The organism is Psychromonas sp. KJ10-10 (assembly GCF_047323245.1).
Taxonomy (GTDB): domain Bacteria; phylum Pseudomonadota; class Gammaproteobacteria; order Enterobacterales; family Psychromonadaceae; genus Psychromonas.
Genome location: NZ_CP178826.1, coordinates 614,277 through 637,623 on the forward strand (window position 1 = coordinate 614,277; position 23,347 = coordinate 637,623).

Sequence of the window (23,347 nt, forward strand, 5' to 3'; positions counted from 1 at the left end):
GTTATGTTATATGCTTCTGATAGCTCAATTAACATAACCATCGCCATTGTTTATTATTAAAAACAGATAACACTGTGACTTTATGGAAGAAGATATGAATACCCAAAATGGTAAAACCGCGATTAATCGCGTTTATCATCAATTAAGAATAAAAATACTACAGTGTGAGTTTTCTCCTGGTGAGAAATTGAAAATTGAATCACTAAAAGTATTACTTGATATTGGTGCCTCTCCAATTCGTGAAGCATTGAGTTTATTGACCTCTGATGGGTTGGTTAATCGCATTGATCAACGCGGTTTTCGAGTTGCCCTTATGAGTAAAGAAAACTTCAATGAAATTTTGCAGTTGCGATGTAAGCTGGATGATTTGGCGTTGCGTAAGAGTATTGAGTTTGGTGATAGTAAATGGGAAGAAAATCTGGTTATTCTGCATCACCGATTAAGTCGTGCCGATATTGCCGATTTTGCTTCCTGGGAAGCAATGCACAAAGCATATCATATGGCCCTGATTGGTGAGTGTAATAGCCCTATTTTGTTAGGTTATTCTAACCAACTTTATGATCAAAATATTCGTTATCGATTTTTAGCAGAAAGAACAGCGGATTATAAATCTAGAAATGTATCCGATGAGCATGCAAAAATCTTGAATGCAACCATAGAAAGAGATGCAGAACTTGCTTCAGAATTACTGATTAGTCATTACCATTCAACCAGTAACTTCTTGGTTTCATTGCTTGAAAAAAACAACCTTAATGTTTGGAATTGATTGTTTAGTAAGTAAAATCTAATAATGGCGAAGCATAATTTATTGCTTCGCCATTGAAACAATTATAATCCAGCCTTTGACCAATTTTCATTAACTTCTTCTGGATGAGCCCCGTACCCACAATCTTTAACTGCCGTGATGGCACAAAATTCATCTTTATCTGAAGCATCGCCACTGATCCCCACCGCGCCTATTACTTCATTGTTGTTATTACAAATTAACACGCCACCAGGTACGGGAACAAAACGACCCTGTGATACGCTAGCAAGAGAGGCTTGAAAGGAAGGTCTGTCTGCTAATCTATCTCTGATGGTTCGACTGGAAATTCCCATCCCTAGCGCACCCCATGCCTTGCCTATGGCAATATCGGCTCGCATAACACCACAACCATCTTCACGTTTTAGAGCGATAAGATTTCCACCAACATCTAATATGGCCACAGTTAAAGGCAATAGACCATGTTGATGACCTAATTCGATGGACTTATCAATAATCATGCTGGCATATTTAAGTGGCAAGGCCACAGCTAAATGTTTTACGTAATAATCACTCATTTGATCCTCTCTTATTTTATTTACTTTCTATTGCAACAAATAATACACATTTAAATAGATATTGCACCACTTCACATAAAAATAACGATATTATTGAAAAATTATTATTATTATCTATATTTTGTTTTAGATTTAAATAACAGTCCATTAACAATTAAGGAATCGGTATGAGAATTGTCTCGTTTGAATGTGAAGGTGCAAACCACATAGGTATTAAAGTTGGTGATGAAGTTATTGATATTAATTTAGTCGCTAAAGACTTGCCTCAAGATTTATTGAGTCTACTGCAGTCTAATTTAGATATTCAACAAGAGCTGAATGCACTTATTGAATATGCCTCACAATCCGCAAAACGTTTAAGCAAAGATTTACGTTTTACGCCACTTATTCAACGTCCTCCCAAAATTATTTGTATTGGTCGTAATTATGTCGCACATGCAGTGGAGGGAGGTGTTGAGCCACCAACATATCCTGAAATATTTATGCGTGTCTCTGAGTCATTGATTGGCCATAACGAACCGATTATCCGTCCTAAGTGTTCTGACAAATTAGATTATGAAGGTGAAATTGCCGCTGTTATTGGTAAAAAGGCTCGCCATGTAAAAGAGCAGGATGGCTTAGATTATATTGCCGGATATGCATTATTTAATGATGCCACGATCCGTGATTACCAACGTAAGAGTTCACAGTGGACAATTGGTAAAAACTTTGACGGAACTGGTGCATTTGGACCTGAGTTTGTGACCGCTGATGAACTTCCAGCAGGAATGCATGGCGTGCAATTACAAACACGTCTAAATGGTGAACTGATGCAAAATGCCAGTACCGCCGATTTCATTTTTCCAATGGCAAAGCTGATTGAAATCCTGAGTGAATGTATGACGCTTTTACCTGGCGATATCATTATTACAGGCACACCAGCTGGTGTGGGCTATGTTAGAAAGCCACCTGTATTTATGAAACCCGGTGATGTCGTTGAAGTTGAAGCGAAGGGGCTAGGTATTTTAAGAAATACCATTAAGGATGAATAAAAGTTATGACTGGCTTAGCCCTGATTATTAGGGCGCGCCATTAATTTGAGTTTTGCTAAGTAATTAAAAAGAGAGCGAAAATGATGAATAAACGTCTAATAGCGGTTACCGCAACCATGATACCTATTTTAAGTATTTTATGGGCTATTCAAGCACCTTTGATATTAGGACTTGAAATTGCACGCATTCAATACTTGGCGGTGTCGCTAGGCGTGGGTTGTTCGTTGGTTTACCTTTCTCAAAAGTCTGAACTTATAAGTCAGAGAATTCTGACTTATACATTGGCTTTAATCTCTTTTTTAACCTTTATTTGGATCAGTATAAATTATCAACGATTTCAAATGGACTTTCCTTATTTAACCACTGAAATGCAAATTCTAGGTGGGTTAGTTGTTTTATTAGTATTAGATGCTATTCGTCGTACTACTGGCTGGATCTTACTTGCTGTTATTGGTGTGTTTTTATTATATGCCTTAGTGGGAGAGCATATTCCAGCACCCTTAACAGGCACAAACAGTATGCTTGATGAAATTGTGGTGTATATGGCCTTTGATCCTAATGCTATTTTAGGAACACCACTTGGCGTGATTGCAAGTATTGTCATTGTCTTTATTTTCTTTGGAAAATTATTAGTAAGAACAGGTTGTGGAGAGTTTTTTATAGACCTCGCAATGGCATCTATGGGTAAAAGAAGAGGCAGTCGTTGCGAAAACATCAATCGTAGGTTCGGCTCTTTTTGGTTCGATTTCTGGCGACGCAGTATCAAATGTTGTGACTACTGGCGTAATGACAATTCCTTTAATGAAGCGTTCGGGTTACAGCAATGTACAAGCCGGCGCCATTGAAGCGATAGCATCTACGGGCGGGCAATTAATGCCACCTATTATGGGCGCCGCGCTTTTTTAATGGCACAAACCTTAGAAATTCCTTACAGCGAAGTGGTATTAGCGGCGCTGATCCCTGCATTACTTTATTATATTTCGGTATTTATTCAGGTGGATTTAATTGCCGCTCGAGATGATATTGTGCCAACTGATGTGGATAAGAAAACAGTTTTCGATGTATTAATTGAGGGTTGGCATTTTATCATTCCATTTTTTGTTTTGATGTACTCCATGTTCATCAACAATGCCTCTGCAGAGTTATCTGCTTTGTACGGCTCAATTTCTATCATCATTCTTGGTTCAATGCGCAGTTATCAAGGTCATAGATTAAATGTGAAATCCATGTTTTCAGCTTTTCCTGAAACAGGTATGACAGTTATGGAACTGATCATGATTGTGGCTGGTGCTGGTTTAGTGATTGGTTTATTGAATATTTCATCGGGTGGTTTTGCTTTGACATTATCCTTGGTTCAACTGGGTGCGAGTAATATGTCAATTCTTTTACTTGTCTCGGCTGGTGTGTGTATTTTGCTTGGTATGGGTATGCCAACAACTGGTGTTTATGTTTTATTGGTCGCTTTAGTCGCGCCAGCATTAATCGAAACTGGTATTCCACCTTTAGCGAGACATATGTTTATTTTGTATTTTGGCATGATGTCGATGATCACCCCGCCGATTGCCCTTGCCGCTTTTGTCGCTGCTACGATCACCGGTGAAAAACCGATGAAAACAGGTGTTGAGGCGATGAAGTTAGGATGGCTGGCTTATGTTGTACCTTTATTATTTATATTCACACCTGCTTTATTAATGGAGGCGAGTGCCTTTGATATCGGTATGACCTTTGTGCTTGCTGTTATTGGTGTTCATTTTATATCTGTGTCTATGGTTGGCTATTTTGCCGGTCATTTAACTTATCGTATGCGTATACCCCTCTTGGTATTAGGCGCCATTATTATTATGCCTCCAACATGGCTAGATATGCAGTTTATACCCGCCTTACTAGCGATCGCTATTGGCACCTTTTTATTGTACCGATTATATAAAAACGAAAACCTAAGCCAGCTTAAAACAAGCTAAATACAAATTTGGATAACCCTAACACTCATAATGAATGTGACATCTTGAGTACTGAACTTAACTGAAAAAGAGAGAACGATATGAATATCATCAAGACAGCTTTTATTTCGCTAAGCATACTAACATCAGGCCACGTGGCGTCGGAAACATACAGTATAGGAACCAATCAACAGGGGTCATTGTTTTATTCATTGGGTCGTCGCCCTTTCTAAAGTTATGGTAGAAAAAACAGACAAGCAATACCGTGTTGCACCTTATGCAGGTTCGTCTACTTATATCCCAATGATGAATGCGGGACGATTAGAGTTTGGTTTTGCAAATGGTGGTGAAGCAACCTTTGCTTATATGGGGAAAGAAAACTTTGAAGGTCGTGCAAATCAAAATTTGCGTTTAGTTGGGGTAGTGGTTGCTACACAAACCTCCTTTGCGGTACCTGTTAATTCTGATGTGCAAAGCATTGCAGATCTTAAAAATAAGCGTGTTCCATCAGGTTATAACTCAGGGCGTACATTTCACTTTTACTCCAATGCGACTCTAGCCTCTTCTTCAATGACTATTGATGAAACAAAAAAAGTACCTAACCCTAACTTTGTTTCTGCTATCACTGCACTCGCTGAGAATCGTGTTGATGCGGCTTTAATTCCAATGAATGTTGGAGCAGGCAAAAAAGCAATGGCAACCATGAGTGATGGATGGCGTTATCTGAGTCTAGAGGATAGTGCTAGCGCAAAAGAAGCGGTTAACAAAAACTTACCATCAGCTCGTATTGTTAGTGTTAAACCTGATCCATCTAAAACCGGTGTTGTTGCAGATCCAACTAATATGATTGAAGTTGATTTTTATCTTGTTGCGAGTGCCAAGGTATCAGACGAAGCGGTTTATGAGCTAGTAAAAACAATGGCGAACAACCAACAAAGCCTGAAACAAGCCTTTGGTGCTTACGCACGTTATAACCCTGCAAAAATGGTACAAGACAATGCTGTGCCTTACCACGATGGTGCCATTAAAGCCTATAAAGAATTAGGCTTCTGGAACAAATAAAAAGCTAAATTTTCTAATCTTTTAAAGTCCTGTAATCGATCATTTAAAAATTTTTAAATGATCGATTAGGCACAGTGCACGCTAAAAACCATGAAACAACATAATAATTTCCCTAATCATTGAAGGAATCATGAAGATGTTAAATATAAAAACTAAAATTACGCTAACACTTACCAGCTTACTTTTATTATGCCAAACCTCGATTGCTGAAGAATTACGTATTGGAACTGCAAGTCAAGGAGGTGCGTTTTATCCCGTTGGCCAAGCTGTTTCAACTTTAGTGTCAACTCATGCACAAGGGTTAGAAATGGTACCTGTTGTCACACAGGGGTCAGTTCAAAATCCTAAATTAGTTAATAGTGGTGAAATAGATGTTGGCATTACCAATAATAATTTGGCGGTATTAGCAAATAAAGGCATAGGAGCTTACAAAAGAGATGGTGTGATGGAGTTGCGTGCTATTGGTACCTTACATTCTAGTGTCTTACATATGATCACCCGTGCCGATTCTGATATTAAAACAGTGGCAGACCTAAAGGGTAAAAAGCTTGCATTAGGGCCTGCTGGTGGCGGTACTATCCCCTTTGCAAGACAAATTCTAGAGTTACATGACTTAACCTTGAAAGATATAACGCCAAGCTTTTTATCCTATGCCGATGGTTTTAGTCAATTATCAGATGGAAATGTTGATGCGACCTTTGCTTTGAGTGGATACCCTGCGAGTGCCGTGATGCAAGCACGTGTTAATAAAGACTTAAAATTTATTCAATTTGCTCCTGGTGCACTCGACAAAGCATTGCTTCAATTCCCTAACTACAACCATGTCACGGTTGCAAAAGATGTTTATGATATGCAACAAGAAGGTCATGCGCTTGGTGTAAGTAACATCTTGTTTGTGCGTGCTGATTTCGATGAAGAAAAAGCTTATAAAATTACTAAAGCAGTTTATTCTAATATGGATGAGTTTAGACAACTCAACGCGCACGCCAAACAAATCATTGTTGAAAACTCCAAGAAACTAAAAATTCCTCTGCACCCAGGTGTCGCTCGTTTTCATAATGAGTAACTAATACCTCTTAACCAAAAAACTCGTTTTAACACCTGAATATTAGAGTGCTTAGGATTATTGCACCTAATTTTTGAGCCTTGAGGCATCAAGGCTCGCATTAATGACTTTAATATAGTGGCTACACATTGAATGTTAGTCTTGCTATTTATTTCAAGGATTTCTCATGACTTTCAATACTACTAAGGTCACGCAGGTTATCATTGTGCTGTTTGCATTTTCAATCGGCCTGTTTCACCTCGCTAATGTGTCGGGAATATTTGTACTGTCGACTCAAAGTATTCGTATTTATCATTTAATGATGATGTTGGCATTGTTATTTATTTCCAAACCTTCATTTTCAATATTTGAGAATAACAAGCTCGATAAATTAGTCAGTGTAATACTGACAGTAGTAACCCTAGGAAGCGGTATTTATATGCTTTCTCGTTGGCAGGATATTGCGCTGTCGGGTGGTGAGACAGAATTACTCGATGCTTGGGTTGGCGTGGTGATTTTATTGCTTGTGCTAGAGGGAGCAAGACGTGCGGTTGGTAATGTATTAGCGATAATCTGTACACTATTTTTCATCTATCCTTTTATTAGTCCGTTCTTACCAGGCATATTAGAGAGTCGCGGTTATCCTTTATTACGTATTTCCGAAATACTAACCACGACTGCACAGGGCGTGTATGGTATTCCATTAGGCGTTTCAGCTACCTATATTATTTTATTCTCAATTTATGGTGCTTTTTTAACGGAATTTGGTGCTGGGGAATTCTTCTTCAAAATTGCCAACCGCTTAACCCGTAATATGCGTGCCGCGGGGGCGAAAACAGCAGTTATTTTCTCCACACTATTAGGCATGGTTTCTGGTTCAGTCGCTGGCAATGTTGCTGTCACTGGAACCTTAACCATACCTATGATGAAACGAGAAGGTTATAAGTCACATCAAGCCGGTGCAATAGAAGCCGTTGTCTCCACTGGTGGCCAGTTGATGCCACCAGTAATGGGAGCCGCTTTTATTATGGCTGAAATTATTGGTGTGCCTTATACCGACATTATGCAAGTCGCTATAATTCCTGCTTGTTTGTTCTTTTTATCTATCTTTTTTGTGGTCCATTTACAGGCAGTCAAAGCAGATCTGAAACCCATTCCTGTTGATAACGAAGACCAGCAAAGTACGCTTCAATTATTGATTAGTGGCGGACAATATATTATTCCCTTTGGCACATTGATAGTGATGATCATCGCTGGGTACTCGCCTTTTAAGGCATGTTTCTATTCAACAATTATTCTATTAATTTGCCACATTATTTGGCAACGTCGAATTGATAAAGCCTTTTTTAGTAAATCCTTTAATGCCATTACTGGTGGCGCTAAAGCGGTTGTGCCGATTGCGTACGCTTGTCAGTACTGCAGGTATTATCGCAGGCACACTGGGTATCACAGGTTTAGGCTCTAAGATATCAGGAATCATTATTGCGTCTTCAGGTGGCGTGCCTTTACTTGCTTTGTTATTAACTATGGTGGTGGCAATTATTTTAGGCATGGGATTGCCTACAACAGCGACTTACTTAATTTTAGCGACAGTGGTGGCGCCGGCATTATCACAATTGGGCGTGGACTTATTAACAGCGCACATGTTTGTCTTTTTCTATGGTTGTGTTTCGACCATTACCCCTCCTGTTGCACTGGCCTCCTATGTGGCGACGGGTATTTCCAATGCAAGTATTAGTAAAGTCAGTTGGACTGCATTCTTCTATGGCATTACCTGTTACATCTTACCTTTCATGTTCTTCTACGGGCCTGGACTACTGCTGAGAGGCTCTGTCAGTGAAATATTATTAGCTGTTTCCACAGCTGTTATTGGCGTGATCGCCATTGCCGTTTCGATTGTGGGGTTCTTTAAAGTCGAACTAAATGGCTTAACTCGGGCATTGGTATTTCTCGGCGGATTAGCATTAATGCTTCAAGGCGTCAGCACAGACTTAATAGGGGCTGTTTTATTAACCCTTCTATTTTTTACATCAAGCAAAATGAATAAACTCAAGGAGATAGCACAATGACACATCAAATTAGACGAGTAGTGACAGGGCATGATAGCGAAGGTAATGCAATTTGTGTCTCAGATGAGATTGCTACTAATGTTTTACAGCGCCCAACTAGACCTGGTGTCACACTGACTAATTTATGGCAGACAAACACTTGCCCTGCAGAGTTTAATGGCCCCGAAGAAACAGTGGATGGCCCTTTTGTTTTGCATCCACCAGAAAACGGCACAGTGTTTCGTATTATTGAGTTTTTACCAGAAGATCCAGAGGTGATTAAAAATATTGATGGTAAAGTCGCTTTTGCCGCTATGGGCGCTTCTCATAATATTATCGAAGATGCTCGTCATCCGTATATGCACAGAACTGATAGTGTTGATTATGCGGTTATCTTAAAGGGTGAAATATGGATGCTAATGGATAGGGAAGAAGACGATGTATTACTTAAAACAGGTGATACTGTAGTGCAACGAGGTACCAATCATGCCTGGGCAAATAGAGGAACAGAACCCTGTCTGATGATGTTTGTGTTAGTAGATGGAGTGTCGAAGAGCGACGCGTAAATTATTTGCTTCGTCACCCATGAAAAAAGGCAACAGGAGAAAATCCTATTGCCTTTATTCTTACGGTATTTCTTGATTGTGAATTAAGAAATTAATCCATCAAGTACTCTAGTCCATAGACTAATTCATCACGTTTTACGACTTCTTTACAGGCAAAACAAATACCTGGCATAAATGATTCACGATGCTGTGAGTTGTGTTCTATTTTAAGGGTTTCACTTAAGCCACCAAAAAATACAGTTTGCTGTGCAACCACACCCGGTAGACGGATTGAATGAAGTTTTACACCGTTTAGTTCTGCACCACGAGCACCTTCAATGAGTTCTTTATCGCTACATTCAACGGGTGTTTTAGTACGGGCATTCGCAATTAATTCTGCAGTACGAATACCAGTACCAGAAGGGCTTTCTTCTTTTTGTGGGCTATGTGCTTCAATTACTTCAGCATCAGGTAAATATTTTGCGACTTCAGCTGAGAACTTCATCATTAATACCGCACCAATTGAAAAGTTAGGCGCAATTAAGCCACCTAGTTTTTTCTCTGTTGCTAATGCTTGTAGTTGATTTACTTGTTCAACCTGGAAACCACTTGTACCAATGACGGGGCAGGCGCCTGCATTTAAAATGATTTGTGTATTAGAAAAACCTGCAGATGCGACGGTTAAATCAACCACTACCTGTGCACCACTACTTTTGATTAAGGCGCTTAAGTCATCTCCAAAATCACACTCTGCCACTAGTTCTAATGCATCATCATTCTGAATAGCTCTAACAGCTTCACTTCCCATGCGGCCTTTTGCGCCATTTACGATTACCTTAACCATGTTAATCCTTTTGTTAGTTACTTTTGTAAAAAGAGATAAGTTGCAAATAATCCCCAACTAGCGACTAATAAAATCCAAGGTAATGGGTTATTTTTAGTCTTTTCTGTTGGTTTTTCTATCTCTGAAGGTTGTGTATTTTGTTGTTTTTGCTTCTGTTGTTTCTTTTGTTCTTTATCTGCTTGACGTTGCTTAGCTTTGACTGACTTTTTATATTCGGCAATGCCTTTTTGAATGCCCTGTGCTATCAAACGTGTTTGTTCTTTTGTCTGACCTGGCTTTTGTATTTTGTTGGCAATCTGTTGCGCTTCTTCAACCGTCTCATTAGAAATAGCGCTATGAGTATTTTTAGCCATATTATTTATCTTCTAAAATAGCTTTAGCGCGTTTTAATGCTTTAGCGCTGGTCAATTCTAAAAAACGTTCTGGATCATCGTAATTGTAATCAACAAGGTGTCCAACCAGTTTAGCAACCAATCTCTGAGTTTCTTTAATTTCAACATGGGTACGCCCACATCCTTGGCAATGTGTACCATCACTCGTACATTGACTCGTACAGGGACTAAATTTCATGGCGGAATCCTTTTTTGGCTAATCTAATTTCGCGTAGTTTAACAATTTTAGAGGAGGGATTCATGAATTTTAAAATTCTTTTGATCTGGGTTTTAAATTTATCGTTTATCTCTGTTTACTTACCTTGATTTTCTCAACATTCAGGCTTAGTTTTATAACTGTTAATTTACTTATAAAAAAAGGAATGTGAATGTCAGAACTTTCGCATCTATTTAAAAACGTTAAACAGTTACCCGTATTACCTGTTTTATTAATGGAACTAATGGAAAGCTTTAGTAATGATTCTGTTAGTGTTGCCGAGCTTGCTAAGAAAATTGGTATGGACCAATCGATCAGTGCGAAAGTGATCCGAATGGCTAATTCTGTCGCCTTTCGACGGGGCAAAGAAGTTGAATCAATCTCACAAGCGGTAATTCGACTTGGCTCTAATCAAGTAAGAAGTATTGTTGTCAGCCGCAACCTTATCGAATGCTTTTCCTGTTATTCCTGGTTTTGATAAAAATAAATTTTGGAAAGATACTTTTAGCACAGCTGTTATTGCGAAGGCACTTGCAAAGCATACCTCTGTTAACGAAGAGAGCGCATTTACCTGTGCCATGTTACATAATATTGGTGAGCTATTATTGCAAATATTGAAACCAGATGAATGTGCATTAATTGCATTAGCGATTGAAGCAGGGGAGCCTCGCTTATTGGCACAACGTGAAACCTTTGGTTTTGATTACAGCCAAGTTGGTGTTGCCCTAGCAAAACATTGGGATTTCTCTGAGAGTTTTTGTGATGCCATTGAACAACAACTAGATCCGCTTTCCTATGAAGAGCCTTCACCGGAAGCCGTGTTGATTCGATTGGCTGTTTTCGCTAGTTTTGCTTGGGGTGCCAAGTTACCGCCTGAAATGATTGTGGCACGTTTTCCGCCAGCTTTGGTAGAGCATATCCATCTTAATAAAGAAGGTTTAGTTGAAGAGTTTGAAGGTATGATCGAAGCGGGTAAAGAATTAGGACGCTTAATGTCTGATTAAGTTATACCAATCGTATTAAATATGTGATCTTAATTTTACGCAGGAAAAAATGTTTAGTTTGAGGCGAAAGTTGATGCAAATGGTTGTCCTCTTTGCGAAACTTTCAACAAAGAAATAAGCAATTTTAACTATTAAAATAGATCAGCTAATTATTACGGTTGGTATTAATGCTTTAAATGATCATTTTATTAATAAAATGGCTGTGATTATTCATAGCCATTTTTTTGCCCTCTTTTTTACTTAAAAAAATTGTTTTTATTAACAGCTAATCATTTTCTAAATTTAATTAAAACAATGACCTATAGTTTATATGTAACAAGACAACACTTGCTGAATTTGAATGATAAGGAGTATATACTGCGCGGGTAAATAATAAAAAACAGGAGATATTATGATTTACAGTATGACTGCATTCGCCCGTAAACAAATTAAAGGACAATGGGGGACTGCCGTTTGGGAGATCCGTTTTGTCAATCAGCGTTACTTAGAAACCTACTTCCGCCTACCTGAACAGTTTCGTGGTTTAGAAGTTAAACTTAAAGAGCTATTTAAAAAGCGCTTACAACGCGGAAAAATAGAATGTAGTTTGCGTTTTGAAGGTGCTGATAATAGCCAAGATGGTTTAGAAATGAATCAAGCCTTAGCAAGCCAATTAATAAAAAATGCACAATGGGTTGCAGAGCAAGCAGGCAATGCGGCTATTAATCCCGTTGATATTTTAAAATGGCCAGGAGTAATGCAATCTCCAGAACAAGACGTTGATGCTATCACAGTAGAATTAATGGCTGGTTTTGAAGCAACATTAACTGATTTTATTGAATCACGTAGTACAGAGGGTGCAAACCTAGCAGTAATGTTAGAGCAACGTTTAACTGCGATCACTGAACAAGCCGCTATTGTGCGAGGCTTTATGCCAGATGTACAAGCTTGGCAAAAGGCACGAATTTTAAAGAAATTTGAAGATGCTAAAGTCGACTTAGACAGCACCCGAGTAGAGCAAGAGTTGGTTTTATTAGCGCAAAAATCCGATGTTGCCGAAGAGTTAGACCGTTTAGACTCTCACGTTAGCGAAGCACAAAACGTCCTCAAAAAAGGTGGTGCAGTTGGCCGTCGTTTAGACTTTATGATGCAAGAATTTAACCGCGAAGCAAACACACTAGGTTCAAAAGTAATTAATACCGATATCACTGCAGTAGCTGTTGAATGTAAAGTTTTAATCGAGCAAATGCGGGAGCAGGTGCAAAATATCGAATAATTGCACGTAAATTGCACGTAAATTGCAATAAATACAATGAGTTGCTTTTTTTCTTGTATTTCCCCTCTCGGTTTTAAACTTAAATGAGGGGATACTCTGGAAAAGAACATAGATAATCAGAAGTAAATTCAACCTATCCTAATTAGGTGTTAATCTAATTAACCTATCACGGAAAAAACGTTAAAAAATATAGAAATAATTAACCTATAAACTTTAACTGTTATTTTAGATAACCTATAATACACTATATGTTAATTATTTACTAAAAAACTAACATATAAACTAAATGTATTGCGTGAGATGATTTGAATGTTTAATCCAGAAGTTCCTTATAATATCCCTACCTTACCAGTCGATGGTATCGAGACGATAAAAATCCTGAAGAAAGTGACACCTGCGGCGAGGGCGTTATCTGCGTTGAATCAGGTCGCTAGGCTTCTTGCTAATCAAAACCCATTGGTTAACCTGATCCCAATATTAGAATCGAAATCGAGTTCTGAAATTGAAAATATTGTGACCACGACGGATGCATTGTTTAAGCATGAATCGGATTCATCAAGTGCAGATCCTGCAACAAAAGAAGCGCTAAGGTATAAAAAAGCATTGTTCCTGGGCTTTGAGTCCATATCAGGGAAAAATGCGCGTCCTTTAAATACAAATACAGCAATCGATATTTGCGGCTGAGCTTATCGATAAACAAGTCGACGTTCGCAAGGTCACTGGAACTAACTTAAAGAATCAACGTACTGGTGAGGTCATTTACACACCACCTGTAGGTGAGGATAACTTAAGAAATAAACTGTCCAATTGGGAATCTTATATCCATGATCATGATGTAGATCCACTCATAGCATTAGCGATTGCTCACTATCAATTCGAGGCAATCCATCCGTTTTTAGATGGTAACGGTCGAACGGGAAGAATACTCAACATTCTATTTCTCATCGAAAATGATTTGCTCTCACAGCCGGTTCTCTACTTGAGTCGCTATATCATGCAAAATAAGGATGATTACTATAGGCTATTGCTGAACGTTACCAAAAAGGCCGATTGGGAATCTTGGATCTGCTTTATGCTTGATGCCATCACAATCACTTCTCAATGGACAATCGATAAGGTCAACGCGATTGTAGAGTTGCAAAAGCAAACTTCGGAGTACATTAAAACATCTTCTCAAAAAAACTACTCATATGAGTTAGTTGAGCTTTTATTTGAGAAGCCTTACTTGAGAACGCGAGATCTGATTGATAGAGGGCTTTACCGCTCTCGACAAGTCCGCGATAGCCAGCCTCAAGTCACTAGAGGTGTTAGGCGTTTTGGAGTCAAAGACAGTGGGACGAGAAACTCTATTCATCAATACACGCCTTTTAGAACTCATGTCTTACGATACTAACGAATTTTTGCCGTTTGCCAATAGGTAATCGTTTATTACTAGTTTAGTTTCTGATCGCTTAAGTAACCTATCAGATATCGATAATCAGAAAAATTATGAGCTGTTATTTTTGTTTTCAAGAACATTTAGCTGAAAAAGCATGTAAATTAGCCGTCGAAATAGGGGGACTGTTTAATGATAATTATCATGTTTGAAGTCTGAGGGTCAAAAAGGTGATAAAAATTATTCAGCAACGCAATATTTTCTGTAAGCTATTGTTTTACAGTAATTTAAATTTCGTTCAATAAGAAGGTGCAAAATATCGAATAAATTCAATTTGTATTTATTAACATTTCTAGATTCTCTGCGGTAATCTATATGAACTGCAGAGAAGTTGAAAATGAAAATGTTCTTACCTTTGCTAGCTCGTAAACATTTACGAAGTGGTAATGTAAATTAAAATCTGAATTAATTAAAATGTTAACCTATTGATTCGTTTTTCCAATCTTTAGCTAGTTTTATGGCTTCTTGTAAATATGACCAATCAAGTAAACTTTGCTGATATTGTCCAGCTTTGCCATTTAATATAATTCCGTATGTTTTTAATCTATAAGCTAATATTGAATAATAGGCATCAACTGCTCCAGCAGAAGAAAACATATAGGGTAAGTGTGCTTTTTCAAAGATAGACTCTAAGCGTGTTATCTCATTTTTAATGCCAATACTAAAGTCCGATAATGGGGTAGCTGTATCTAGAGTAAATGGACATTGAGTTCTTAGATGAAAAAAACCTGAGTGTAATTCTGCACATAAGCTTCTAGACATTGCTCTATCTTGCTCATTGCTAGGAAAAAGATAATCTTTAGCGCATTCATTGAAGTACTCAGTTATGGCTAATGAATCATGAATAACCATGGGGCCATTGATTAAAGCGGGAACTAACCCTGATGGCGATACATTAAATATTTGAGTTTTATAATCATGGCTTGTTAAATCAATTACGACAACATTAAGATCTATTTGAGCCAATTGACTACAAATCCAAGCTCTAAGTGACCAAGTTGAGTCTGTACCTACGATTAATTCCATTAATTATACCTATCTGAAGTAACACATAATAAAGCTGTATAGTTCATTATTTTAGTTTGATGATTTAAAACAAAAACCACAATAATTTGTATTTAGCTGAGGTTCAATTGTTTTTTAAATTTATAACCTATGCCATAGACAGATTCAATTGAAGCCTCATTATCGGATATTTTATTAATCTTCTTACGGATGTTTTTGATATGTGTATCGATATTACGATCGGATATATCAGATGTGTCTTTGTAGGCATGGTCTAAGATTTCAACTCGACTAAAAACACGACCACAATTTTCTAAAAACAGTTTGAGTATTAAAAACTCTCTTGGTGTTAAATCTAAAAACTCGCCCTTAAAACTCACTTCATACTCATCGGTTTTCATCTTAAAACCGGAATGTTTAATGAGGTTTGCGTCCTTCTCAGTTGAGTTTACCACACGTCGTAACACTGTTTTGATACGAGCCATGACCTCTCGGGGGCTAAATGGTTTGCAGATATAATCGTCTGCGCCAAATTCTAATCCTAATAGTTTGTCTATTTCTTCACTTTTTGCGGTGAGCATAATTATCGGTAGTTGTGAAAAAGTTCGGACTTGTTTGCAAATCTCCAAGCCATCAATATCCGGTAGCATCAGATCCAGTAAAACCAGGTCCACACTATTCTCTTTAACAAAGCTGATCACTCCTGCACCACTGTTAAGGTGTTTAACAAGGTAACCAGTATTCTGACAATAGGCGATCAATACCTCGGCAATATGAGTTTCGTCTTCAACAATTAAAATGGTCTGCTTATTCACTGCGGATAGCTCCTGTGTAGCGGTAGTATTATGTTGATGCTCAGTCCGCCTAATGATGAGTCCGATGTGTTGATTGTTCCCTGATGGGCATCTACAATCTGTTTGCACAGGGCAAGTCCTAATCCTGAACCACCATAACCACGGTTGCGTGATTGCTCAACACGATAGAAACGATCAAATAGTTTTTCTTGAATCTCCGAAGCGACACTTGGTGCTGAATCCTGTATTTGCACCGTTAAATCTTGCTCGATAATCTCAGCCGAGATATTAATGCCACCTGGGGAATCCGTATAGCGATAGGTGTTTTCTAATAAATTAATGAATAACTGCCTTATTCTATCTTTATCGGCTAATACCAGTGATTTTTTATCCGTCAACAAGGGAGCGAGTCGAGAGCAATCGACGGCTAACTGTTTTTGTTCAAACTTGGTCGCAAAGCTATCCGCAACTTGCACTAATATCTGGATCGGGTTTAGTTGTTCCTTTTTATAGGAAAGCCCACCCACATCCGTGATAGATAGCTGATAGAGGTCATTAACAATATTACTGAGGCTATCAATCTGATCGACAAATAACTGAATACGCTTTTCATCGGCGACAAACACCCCATCTTGAATTGCAATTAACTGACCTCTTAAGACTGTTAATGGCGTTTTGAGTTCATGAGAAACATCGGACATCCATTTAAAACGGTTATTCTGGTTTTTATCGAGCGTTTCAGCTAATACATTGACGTTATCGGACAATAACGCCAACTCATCGTGGGTCCTTTTTTCGATGCGGATACGATAATTACCACGAATTAATGTGTAGGTACCTTCGATAAGTGAACTGATTGGTGCGACTAGGTGCCTTGAAAAAAACCATGCGGTGATAAATGCTAAGCTGATAACGGCTAGGGCAATTACATAATAACTTTTATATTGTTGTGCTAAAAATAGATTTCCTGGACTGCCTTCGGCAAGCTCTGAGGGAACAAGACTCAACCAGCCGATGGTTTTTTCATCTATTTTGATAACCTCGCTATAAGGATTATCTGCCATTACAGGTTTGCCAAAAATGACTTGTTTATTCAGATCATACAAGCTCAAGCGCTTTCGAGTCTGTAATAAGTGACTTAGCGCGACCAGACTATTTTCTGTTTCAAGTATATCGGGTGAGGACTTAGTGGTTGATTGGTCATCATCTGATTTAGCCCTGAGCATCTCTTTCCATAATTGTTCATTTCCTTTTAATGCTTGCCAGCTACCATTCTCCTGATAAAAGGAAATAATTCTACTTTTTAGATAAGCTAGTTGTTTTCGCTCCGCTTCATTAACAAAATCATTAAAACCCTTTGATAGATTAGTGGTTATTAATGCAAGCATTAACCCCACCGCCACAAAACTGGTGAGGCAAAATGCCAAAAAAATTTATAGAATAGTTTCAACTTAGATTCCTAATAACTGCTTTCTATTGCTGGGGCGATATCCTTACCACCTAATGATTGATATAGCTTAGCTTGGGTAATAAATTGATTATACTCATTTTCTATCAAAGTAGCCTGCGCATCTCGGCGTTCTTCCATGGCATTTATCCAATCAACCATATTAATCGCACCAACGCTATATTGGCTTTCATAAATCTTTTCAACCTGTTGCGCATTAACGTATTGATCATGTAATTTTTCACCTTGATACTGATAATGTTCGCCTCGCTGATAGGTAATTCGCTACCTCTTCAAAGGCATTATAGAGAGCGATTCGATAATTAATTATCGCTTTTTGATAATCAAGTTGGGCAACTTTTTTATCAAGTTGCATCTCATTCCAGTTAAGAAATGGCAGGGTTAATTCGGTGCCTAATGTCGCTAATGGGTTGTGTAAGAATTTAATCAGTTGTGAAGAGGATGTACCAAGTGAACCCGTTAGCGTTAACGTTGGAAAGTAGCTTCCGACAACTGCATCTTGACTCGCCAAAGTAGACTTCTAAGGTATATAAGGTTGCTTTAATATCAGGGCGACGCACTAACAAATCAGCAGGAATACCTGCACTAATATCAGGCAGTGCTTGTTCAGGTAGTTTATCTATCTTGAGTAATGCATCTTCTAAAGGGCGATTAAGTAATATTGATAAGGCATTTTTAGCTTCGCTGAGTTGTTGTTGTAACTCATTGTAGGTTACCTGTTGCTTGTATAAACTCTGGGTAGATTCAAGTACAGCTAAGCGCGTTTCAGAACCATTCTCATAGCGATGTTTTGTCAAAGTGATAACTTGCTGTAATCCTTCAATATTAAGGTTTGCAAGGTTGATTCTTTGATTTAAATAACCAATTTTCCAATACAAGGTAGCGACTGTCACCACTAAGCTTTGTGCTGTGCTTTCTCTGTCCTGTTCACTGGCTTGTGCTGTCCATTGCGAAGCATCTGCTGTTGCTTGCAAGTTCTCCCCACAAATCCAGCTCATAACTTAATGACGTACTAGTGCTATAACTATTGTTAGTTTTACCACTATTAAAATACTTTTCATTAGAAGAGGCTCCTTTAAAGGTCAGCTCGGGCAGTTGATCATTATCACTTAACCTTGCACTTAAACGCGCTTGACGCAGGGTAAGGGTCGCTAATGCAAGATCATTATTACTGTGTAAAGTTTGCTCAATTAAACGGTTTAATTCAGGGTTATTAAATTGCTCCCACCATTTATCTCTTCTTTTATTTTCTGCTGTGCTTTCTGTTGTAGTTGTACTGTGCTCTGCTTGTTGCCAATGCTCGGGAATGTCAGCTTCTGGCATCACAAATTCACTGCGTTGAAGTAAGCTACAACCTGTTAGTAAGGCTAGACACAATATTAAGGGTAGTAGACGAAATAGTTTGTTTTTCATAATATTAGTCTCTTGCCAGTGCATCGACGGGGTTTAGTTTGGTGACACTACGAGCGGGTAGATACCCGAATAGCAGGCCGATCATTGTTGAACAGGCAAATGCGGCAATAATGGAATTAATCGAATAAACCATCTGAAAATCACTGCTACTTGAAGCAAAGATAATACCCACTAAAAAAGCCAGAGAGATACCAAGAATGCCGCCACAGACACATACCAGAACCGCCTCAATCAGAAACTGACGCAGAATATCACTCTTACGCGCACCAACGGCCATACGTATACCAATCTCTCGTGTCCTTTCTGTTACTGATACCAACATAATGTTCATTACACCAATACCGCCAACAACTAGGGAGATAAAAGCAATGGTTGAGATCAGTAGGGTCATGGTTGCCGAAGTCTTTTCAATATTTTCTCGTACAGTGTCGGTATTAACGGTAAAGAAATCTTGTACTCCGTGACGCATGGTTAACAGGCGAATAATTCCCTGTTCAGCAGACACTACTTGAGACGCTCTCATTAACACGTACCGTAATATCATTAACGTCATTCTGCCTAAATATACGGCTAGAAACGGTTGTGTAGGGAAGCCAAACATTCAGTTCATCACTATTACCAAAGGCACTTTCTTTGGGCTCTGTGACACCAATGACTCTGGCGGGTAGTTGACCAAGAAATATCACTTTACCGATAGCTGTTTCATCGGCAAATAATTCGGTAACGGTATTGGCATCAATAACCGCCACCTGAGCAAGTGACTCGACACTATCTTCATCAAAGTATTGCCCCTGTGCTAAGCTATAACCTCGCACTCGAAAGTACTCGCTACCGACTCCTTGAACCTCACCGGTTACTGCTTGATTCGAGTAACGAATTGCGACATTAGTGCGTACAGTTGGCGTTACGCTGTCAACAAAAGGCAGTCTTTTTAAGGCATTAGCATCACTCGCTGTTAGTGTACGTACGCGATCTGAACGACGATCCCCAAAACCTGTACCGGGTTTAATTTCAATGGTGTTCGTTCCCATGGATGCCATATTCTCAAGAACAGACTGTTGCGAACCCGTACCTAATGCAACCACAGAAACCACTGAGGCAATGCCAATAATAATCCCTAGCATGGTTAGGAAGGTACGCAGTTTATGCGCTGACATGGCAATCAACGCCATCTTGAGTGTCTCAAAGTAGCGTGCCCAATCAAATCTTTTGTTTTTCAGGGTAGGGTTTAGGAGGTCTGTGCGCGGAGGCGTAATTGTTTGCTGTGTTGGTTTAGTTGCTCGATCGCTGGTAATTTCTCCATCTTTTATCTCAATAATACGATCTGCAAAGCCGGCAACATGTTGATCATGGGTAACCAGAATAATTGTGTGGCCATCTTGATGTAGCTCTTGTAGCAACTTCATCATCTCTTCACTACTGTTACTATCGAGCGCGCCAGTCGGTTCATCCGCTAAGATAACATCGCCTCCATTAACTAATGCTCGAGCAACACTAACACGTTGTTGTTGTCCGCCACTCAGTTGACTGGGTTTGTGATCCATTCGGTCATTTAATCCAAGACGAGTCAGTAGGTGTTGAGCTTTCTGACGACGTGCGTTTTTATCTTCACTGGCATATAAAGCTGGTATTTCAACATTGCCAATTGCACTAAGATCGCCAAGTAAGTGGTAGCGTTGAAAGATAAAACCAAAGTATTCACGACGTAAGGTCGCCAGATCATCTTCATCCATCTGCGAAGTATCTTGGCCATTAATCAGGTATCTTCCCGAAGAAGGTTTATCCAGACAACCAAGAATATTCATTAATGTTGATTTTCCCGAACCCGATGCACCAACAATAGCGATCATTTCACCACGATGTATTTTTAAGTTAACCCTGTTGAGCACTATTAAGTCCTGATCACCAGCACTAAAATGTCGGCTTACTTGTTTGATTTCTAATAACACCTCACTCATAGCCTAAAACCTCATCTGCTGTTGGCGACCGCCAGGCCTTTGAAGATTGCTTTTAGCACTGTCCGTTGAAGAAGCTTGGCCGATAATAATTTCGTCACCTTGCTCGCAAACCGGATAAAATTTGTGCATAGATTTTATTGTTAATGCCAACCTCAACATCCTGATATACCTCTTTCCCTTGTTGCAATAAAGCAACCTGATAGCCTTGCTGGTGAGGCTTTTCAATAAGGACTTGAGCAGGCACTAATAAGGTATTCTGTGCCTTATTTAAAATAATCGAAACCTGCGCGGTCATACCAAATCGTAATAAACGATCTGGGTTTTCAATATCAAACAGGGCATTGTAGTAAATTGCATCGCTATCACCGATAGTCACCTCGCTGTCATCACCGGTCATTAATGTTGGCCCTGGTTCAATTGCACGAAGCACACCCCAATATTTTTGTTTAGGTGCGCCAAGGATTGAAAAATAGACCTCTTGTCCTGGGGTTATATGGATAACGTCAGCCTCTGAAACTTCGGCTTTTACTGTCATCGTGTTCAGTTGAGCTATTTCAACAATGGTTGGAATATCTTGATTGTCACTAAGTGTCTGGCCCTCTTCAACGGAAATATAAACAATGGTGCCATCGATAGGCGCGCTGATTTTGGTATAACCAAGATCTATTTTTGCATCATCAACGCTGATCAGTGATTGTTCTTTTTGTGCTTTGAGCTGTTCAAGCTCTGCTTCATAAACCATCAAAGTGGCTTCAGCACTATCATAGGCAGACTGTGAGCTGGCACCATCAGTGAGCATTTTTTTCTGACGCTTAAATTCAGATGTGGCTTCTCTGATCTGCGCTTGTTTGGCTCGATACTGAGCATTAATAATATTTAGAGACGCCTGCGCTTCTTTTAATGCATTTTGTTGACTTAAGCTATCAATCTGGGCGATTAGATCACCTTGTTTTACCTCATCCCCCAGATTAACCGCAATATTCTGTATTTGACCTGCGACCTGAGAGCCAACATCTACCAGCTTATAGGGATACAAAACTCCATTGGTTAAAACAACATTTTCAATATCACCTTTTTTAACAAAATCGGTAGTAAAAATGGGTTCTGTTTTGTTCGCGCTGAAAATAAAATAGTTTGCAGAGTAAGCAATGCCAGCAATAAGAAATATAAACACAAGAATATATTTTAGTTTTTTGTTCATGAGTGGATACCGATTTAATGTTTTAAATAATCAATTCTAAACGTTAAATATGGGCTAAATATGAACAGTTGAAGGTTTTTAAGTTGTTGTATTTTGGTTTTTTTTGTGGTTTTTAATGAATTGTGTGGAAAATGTGTGCTGGTGGAGTTAATTTGGGTTTTTGCTCGTTAGTTTGCCTTTTTTTAATGTTAATTTTCGAGCTTTGAAAACTATTAGTTACACAGTTGATTTGGTTTGCCACTGATGATTGAAGGTCACTCAGTTACGTCGTCATGCTAATTTACGACAGAGTTATCAATAACTTTTAAAATTCCTTTGGCTTTAATCCTTAATAAATGGAGAAAAACGGAATTGGTATAACAAACAGTTTGGTAACACTGTATTTTTTGTTAAAGATATGCTGTTAACGGGCTTCGATGTACTCATCGCATCGACTGTAAATTACAAGATCATACTTTAATGCAGGTGATTACAAGCGTGATCCGGGCTTACAAGGGTAAAGCCTGTGGTTATCAGTCACTAGCGACTTACTGCCAAATAAGTTCCTGCAAGAAACATAATGCCACCTGCGCTTTTATTTAAGCGAATTTGAGCAAGTGGTGTTTTTAATAATTTAGCCGCACGAGCAGCGATATAAGCAATCATCATTAGCCCTAGTGTTAACGCCACTCCCGCTAATAATGAAACCAATACAATATCTTCATGTTTTAAAATACTTAAATCAATAAATGTTGGTAAAAAAGCAATGTAAAAAAGAATCACTTTAGGGTTGGATGCCGATATTAAAAAACCTTGAAGTAAACTCGATAAAATTGAAAGACTCTTTTTCTGCTGACTGTCATCAGCTAATATTTTATTTGTTTCGGGTATTGTCGTAAACATTCGATAACCCAAGTAAATAAGATACAGCTGCACCAATATAACGAATAACAGTAAATAATCCCGAATAGTTCTCGGCTATCGTTGCTAATCCAAAACAAGCTAAAATGAGGTAGATTATATCACTACCAACCATGCCAATCGTCAATGCTACGCAACTTTTCCAACCAGATACAAGCGCTCTTGATAAAATTGCAAATACACCAGGGCCGGGAGTAATACCAAACACAAAGATGGCGATAAAAAAAGTAACTGCACTTTCAAATGACATGTAAACCTTCTTATTAAATTAGTGAAAGGTGATTTTCTAGGCAGAAAGTTGAATATTTAACGGTTTATAATTTATATTTTCTAACAACCCAGATCCTTTGTCTTATTTTGCACCTTCGTTTTCAAGGTTTATTAAACTACAATCTGCCATAGAAAGACAGTCACGGCAATGTAATAACCCATATCTTCCAATCATTTATATTTATATTTACTTCACTGGGAAATGAATCTAATACTTCTTT

The 23,347-nt window shown here is 38.6% G+C and carries 26 protein-coding genes and 5 pseudogenes; 15 read left to right on the forward strand and 16 right to left on the reverse strand.

Features of this window, described 5'->3' with window-relative positions:
* Nucleotides 1-94 precede the first annotated feature (94 nt).
* A complete protein-coding gene (locus ACLKMH_RS03585) occupies nt 95-766 on the forward strand; it encodes a GntR family transcriptional regulator (protein WP_413700896.1) in 672 nt (223 codons plus the stop codon).
* A 62-nt stretch (nt 767-828) separates the two neighbouring features.
* Here ACLKMH_RS03585 and ACLKMH_RS03590 read toward each other — a convergent pair whose 3' ends face one another.
* Nucleotides 829-1,320, reverse strand: coding sequence for a GlcG/HbpS family heme-binding protein (locus tag ACLKMH_RS03590; RefSeq protein ID WP_413700897.1), 492 nt, complete (start codon nt 1,318-1,320; stop codon nt 829-831).
* Nucleotides 1,321-1,487: 167 nt separating this feature from the next.
* Here ACLKMH_RS03590 and ACLKMH_RS03595 point away from each other — a divergent pair, with 167 nt between their 5' ends.
* From ACLKMH_RS03595 to ACLKMH_RS03630, 8 genes and pseudogenes are all read left to right on the forward strand, one after another.
* A complete protein-coding gene (locus tag ACLKMH_RS03595; protein WP_413700898.1) occupies nt 1,488-2,351 on the forward strand; it encodes a fumarylacetoacetate hydrolase family protein in 864 nt (287 codons plus the stop codon).
* An 80-nt stretch (nt 2,352-2,431) separates the two neighbouring features.
* Nucleotides 2,432-3,196, forward strand: a complete 765-nt coding sequence (locus ACLKMH_RS03600) for a TRAP transporter large permease subunit (protein WP_413700899.1) — start codon at nt 2,432-2,434, stop codon at nt 3,194-3,196.
* Nucleotides 3,096-4,312 (forward strand): annotated as a pseudogene (locus ACLKMH_RS03605) (TRAP transporter permease). The gene ACLKMH_RS03600 and the pseudogene ACLKMH_RS03605 overlap by 101 nt, the downstream one beginning before the upstream one ends.
* A 186-nt stretch (nt 4,313-4,498) precedes the next feature.
* On the forward strand, nt 4,499-5,353 hold the full coding sequence (locus ACLKMH_RS03610; RefSeq protein WP_413702249.1) for a TAXI family TRAP transporter solute-binding subunit: 855 nt from the start codon (nt 4,499-4,501) through the stop codon (nt 5,351-5,353).
* Nucleotides 5,354-5,489: 136 nt separating this feature from the next.
* A complete protein-coding gene (locus ACLKMH_RS03615; RefSeq protein ID WP_413700900.1) occupies nt 5,490-6,419 on the forward strand; it encodes a TAXI family TRAP transporter solute-binding subunit in 930 nt (309 codons plus the stop codon).
* 166 nt (nt 6,420-6,585) lie between these two features.
* Nucleotides 6,586-7,863: a TRAP transporter permease gene (locus tag ACLKMH_RS03620; protein WP_413700901.1), complete on the forward strand. Its 1,278-nt coding sequence runs from the start codon at nt 6,586-6,588 to the stop codon at nt 7,861-7,863.
* Nucleotides 7,796-8,467: a TRAP transporter large permease subunit gene (locus tag ACLKMH_RS03625; protein ID WP_413700902.1), complete on the forward strand. Its 672-nt coding sequence runs from the start codon at nt 7,796-7,798 to the stop codon at nt 8,465-8,467. Before ACLKMH_RS03620 ends, ACLKMH_RS03625 begins: the two co-directional genes overlap by 68 nt.
* The gene (locus tag ACLKMH_RS03630) at nt 8,464-9,012 is read left to right on the forward strand and encodes a cupin domain-containing protein (protein WP_413700903.1); all 549 of its coding nucleotides are present in this window, start codon (nt 8,464-8,466) and stop codon (nt 9,010-9,012) included. Before ACLKMH_RS03625 ends, ACLKMH_RS03630 begins: the two co-directional genes overlap by 4 nt.
* Nucleotides 9,013-9,103: 91 nt before the next feature.
* Here the strand turns inward: ACLKMH_RS03630 and dapB are convergent, their stop codons facing one another.
* Genes dapB through ACLKMH_RS03645 form a run of 3 tightly spaced genes read right to left on the reverse strand, consistent with a single transcriptional unit; the run spans nt 9,104 to nt 10,405 of the window.
* Nucleotides 9,104-9,835, reverse strand: coding sequence for a 4-hydroxy-tetrahydrodipicolinate reductase (dapB, locus tag ACLKMH_RS03635; protein WP_413700904.1), 732 nt, complete (start codon nt 9,833-9,835; stop codon nt 9,104-9,106).
* 17 nt (nt 9,836-9,852) lie between these two features.
* Complete coding sequence (locus ACLKMH_RS03640) at nt 9,853-10,188, reverse strand: DUF2956 domain-containing protein (RefSeq protein ID WP_413700905.1); 336 nt, start codon at nt 10,186-10,188, stop codon at nt 9,853-9,855.
* A gap of 1 nt (nt 10,189) precedes the next feature.
* Nucleotides 10,190-10,405 (reverse strand): DUF1289 domain-containing protein, encoded by a 216-nt coding sequence (locus ACLKMH_RS03645; RefSeq protein WP_413700906.1) that lies wholly within the window; start codon nt 10,403-10,405, stop codon nt 10,190-10,192.
* Between the two features lie 190 nt (nt 10,406-10,595).
* On the opposite strand from ACLKMH_RS03645, the gene ACLKMH_RS03650 reads away from it, so the two are divergent.
* From ACLKMH_RS03650 to ACLKMH_RS03675, 6 genes and pseudogenes are all read left to right on the forward strand, one after another.
* Nucleotides 10,596-10,901, forward strand: coding sequence for an HDOD domain-containing protein (locus ACLKMH_RS03650; protein ID WP_413700907.1), 306 nt, complete (start codon nt 10,596-10,598; stop codon nt 10,899-10,901).
* Nucleotides 10,852-11,427 (forward strand): HDOD domain-containing protein, encoded by a 576-nt coding sequence (locus ACLKMH_RS03655; protein WP_413700908.1) that lies wholly within the window; start codon nt 10,852-10,854, stop codon nt 11,425-11,427. Before ACLKMH_RS03650 ends, ACLKMH_RS03655 begins: the two co-directional genes overlap by 50 nt.
* Nucleotides 11,428-11,818: 391 nt before the next feature.
* Entirely contained in the window at nt 11,819-12,682 is an 864-nt protein-coding gene (locus ACLKMH_RS03660; protein ID WP_413700909.1) for a YicC/YloC family endoribonuclease, read from the forward strand.
* A 309-nt stretch (nt 12,683-12,991) separates the two neighbouring features.
* Nucleotides 12,992-13,366, forward strand: a complete 375-nt coding sequence (locus tag ACLKMH_RS03665; RefSeq protein WP_413700910.1) for a Fic/DOC family N-terminal domain-containing protein — start codon at nt 12,992-12,994, stop codon at nt 13,364-13,366.
* Nucleotides 13,367-13,481: 115 nt separating this feature from the next.
* A pseudogene (locus tag ACLKMH_RS03670) lies at nt 13,482-13,883 on the forward strand (Fic family protein); the annotation flags it as partial.
* A 103-nt stretch (nt 13,884-13,986) separates the two neighbouring features.
* A complete protein-coding gene (locus tag ACLKMH_RS03675; protein WP_413702250.1) occupies nt 13,987-14,103 on the forward strand; it encodes a hypothetical protein in 117 nt (38 codons plus the stop codon).
* A 431-nt stretch (nt 14,104-14,534) separates the two neighbouring features.
* Here the strand turns inward: ACLKMH_RS03675 and ACLKMH_RS03680 are convergent, their stop codons facing one another.
* The 12 genes and pseudogenes from ACLKMH_RS03680 to ACLKMH_RS03735 all read right to left on the reverse strand — a co-directional run bounded on the left by ACLKMH_RS03680 (nt 14,535) and on the right by ACLKMH_RS03735 (nt 23,106).
* Nucleotides 14,535-15,143, reverse strand: coding sequence for a glutathione S-transferase N-terminal domain-containing protein (locus tag ACLKMH_RS03680; RefSeq protein ID WP_413700911.1), 609 nt, complete (start codon nt 15,141-15,143; stop codon nt 14,535-14,537).
* A 92-nt stretch (nt 15,144-15,235) separates the two neighbouring features.
* Entirely contained in the window at nt 15,236-15,937 is a 702-nt protein-coding gene (locus ACLKMH_RS03685) for a response regulator (protein ID WP_413700912.1), read from the reverse strand.
* The gene (locus ACLKMH_RS03690) at nt 15,934-17,304 is read right to left on the reverse strand and encodes an ATP-binding protein (RefSeq protein WP_413700913.1); all 1,371 of its coding nucleotides are present in this window, start codon (nt 17,302-17,304) and stop codon (nt 15,934-15,936) included. The genes ACLKMH_RS03685 and ACLKMH_RS03690 overlap by 4 nt, the downstream gene beginning before the upstream one ends.
* 71 nt (nt 17,305-17,375) lie before the next feature.
* Nucleotides 17,376-17,645 (reverse strand): TolC family protein, encoded by a 270-nt coding sequence (locus ACLKMH_RS03695; RefSeq protein ID WP_413702251.1) that lies wholly within the window; start codon nt 17,643-17,645, stop codon nt 17,376-17,378.
* A complete protein-coding gene (locus ACLKMH_RS03700) occupies nt 17,605-17,895 on the reverse strand; it encodes a TolC family protein (RefSeq protein WP_413700914.1) in 291 nt (96 codons plus the stop codon). The genes ACLKMH_RS03695 and ACLKMH_RS03700 overlap by 41 nt, the downstream gene beginning before the upstream one ends.
* The gene (locus tag ACLKMH_RS03705; RefSeq protein WP_413700915.1) at nt 17,807-18,358 is read right to left on the reverse strand and encodes a TolC family protein; all 552 of its coding nucleotides are present in this window, start codon (nt 18,356-18,358) and stop codon (nt 17,807-17,809) included. The genes ACLKMH_RS03700 and ACLKMH_RS03705 overlap by 89 nt, the downstream gene beginning before the upstream one ends.
* The gene (locus ACLKMH_RS03710; RefSeq protein WP_413700916.1) at nt 18,312-18,797 is read right to left on the reverse strand and encodes a TolC family protein; all 486 of its coding nucleotides are present in this window, start codon (nt 18,795-18,797) and stop codon (nt 18,312-18,314) included. The genes ACLKMH_RS03705 and ACLKMH_RS03710 overlap by 47 nt, the downstream gene beginning before the upstream one ends.
* A gap of 4 nt (nt 18,798-18,801) precedes the next feature.
* Nucleotides 18,802-19,996, reverse strand: a pseudogene (locus ACLKMH_RS03715) (ABC transporter permease); the annotation flags it as partial.
* An 83-nt stretch (nt 19,997-20,079) separates the two neighbouring features.
* Nucleotides 20,080-20,755 (reverse strand): annotated as a pseudogene (locus ACLKMH_RS03720) (ABC transporter ATP-binding protein); the annotation flags it as partial.
* A 3-nt stretch (nt 20,756-20,758) separates the two neighbouring features.
* Nucleotides 20,759-21,956, reverse strand: a pseudogene (locus ACLKMH_RS03725) (efflux RND transporter periplasmic adaptor subunit).
* A 519-nt stretch (nt 21,957-22,475) separates the two neighbouring features.
* On the reverse strand, nt 22,476-22,838 hold the full coding sequence (locus ACLKMH_RS03730) for a LysE family translocator (RefSeq protein WP_413700917.1): 363 nt from the start codon (nt 22,836-22,838) through the stop codon (nt 22,476-22,478).
* A complete protein-coding gene (locus ACLKMH_RS03735; protein WP_413700918.1) occupies nt 22,810-23,106 on the reverse strand; it encodes a LysE family translocator in 297 nt (98 codons plus the stop codon). Before ACLKMH_RS03735 ends, ACLKMH_RS03730 begins: the two co-directional genes overlap by 29 nt.
* Nucleotides 23,107-23,347: the final 241 nt, after the last annotated feature.

Excerpts from the sequence above, each read along its gene's own strand:
- ACLKMH_RS03585 (WP_413700896.1), top strand. The coding sequence starts at position 95 with ATGAATACCCAAAATGGTAAAACCGCGATTAATCGCGTTTATCATCAA.
- ACLKMH_RS03590 (WP_413700897.1), bottom strand. The coding sequence starts at position 1,320 with ATGAGTGATTATTACGTAAAACATTTAGCTGTGGCCTTGCCACTTAAA.
- ACLKMH_RS03595 (WP_413700898.1), top strand. The coding sequence starts at position 1,488 with ATGAGAATTGTCTCGTTTGAATGTGAAGGTGCAAACCACATAGGTATT.
- ACLKMH_RS03600 (WP_413700899.1), top strand. The coding sequence starts at position 2,432 with ATGATGAATAAACGTCTAATAGCGGTTACCGCAACCATGATACCTATT.
- ACLKMH_RS03615 (WP_413700900.1), top strand. The coding sequence starts at position 5,490 with ATGTTAAATATAAAAACTAAAATTACGCTAACACTTACCAGCTTACTT.
- ACLKMH_RS03620 (WP_413700901.1), top strand. The coding sequence starts at position 6,586 with ATGACTTTCAATACTACTAAGGTCACGCAGGTTATCATTGTGCTGTTT.
- ACLKMH_RS03630 (WP_413700903.1), top strand. The coding sequence starts at position 8,464 with ATGACACATCAAATTAGACGAGTAGTGACAGGGCATGATAGCGAAGGT.
- dapB (WP_413700904.1), bottom strand. The coding sequence starts at position 9,835 with ATGGTTAAGGTAATCGTAAATGGCGCAAAAGGCCGCATGGGAAGTGAA.
- ACLKMH_RS03640 (WP_413700905.1), bottom strand. The coding sequence starts at position 10,188 with ATGGCTAAAAATACTCATAGCGCTATTTCTAATGAGACGGTTGAAGAA.
- ACLKMH_RS03645 (WP_413700906.1), bottom strand. The coding sequence starts at position 10,405 with ATGAAATTTAGTCCCTGTACGAGTCAATGTACGAGTGATGGTACACAT.
- ACLKMH_RS03650 (WP_413700907.1), top strand. The coding sequence starts at position 10,596 with ATGTCAGAACTTTCGCATCTATTTAAAAACGTTAAACAGTTACCCGTA.
- ACLKMH_RS03660 (WP_413700909.1), top strand. The coding sequence starts at position 11,819 with ATGATTTACAGTATGACTGCATTCGCCCGTAAACAAATTAAAGGACAA.
- ACLKMH_RS03665 (WP_413700910.1), top strand. The coding sequence starts at position 12,992 with ATGTTTAATCCAGAAGTTCCTTATAATATCCCTACCTTACCAGTCGAT.
- ACLKMH_RS03680 (WP_413700911.1), bottom strand. The coding sequence starts at position 15,143 with ATGGAATTAATCGTAGGTACAGACTCAACTTGGTCACTTAGAGCTTGG.
- ACLKMH_RS03690 (WP_413700913.1), bottom strand. The coding sequence starts at position 17,304 with ATGCTTGCATTAATAACCACTAATCTATCAAAGGGTTTTAATGATTTT.
- ACLKMH_RS03710 (WP_413700916.1), bottom strand. The coding sequence starts at position 18,797 with ATGAAAAACAAACTATTTCGTCTACTACCCTTAATATTGTGTCTAGCC.
- ACLKMH_RS03730 (WP_413700917.1), bottom strand. The coding sequence starts at position 22,838 with ATGTTTACGACAATACCCGAAACAAATAAAATATTAGCTGATGACAGT.
- ACLKMH_RS03735 (WP_413700918.1), bottom strand. The coding sequence starts at position 23,106 with ATGTCATTTGAAAGTGCAGTTACTTTTTTTATCGCCATCTTTGTGTTT.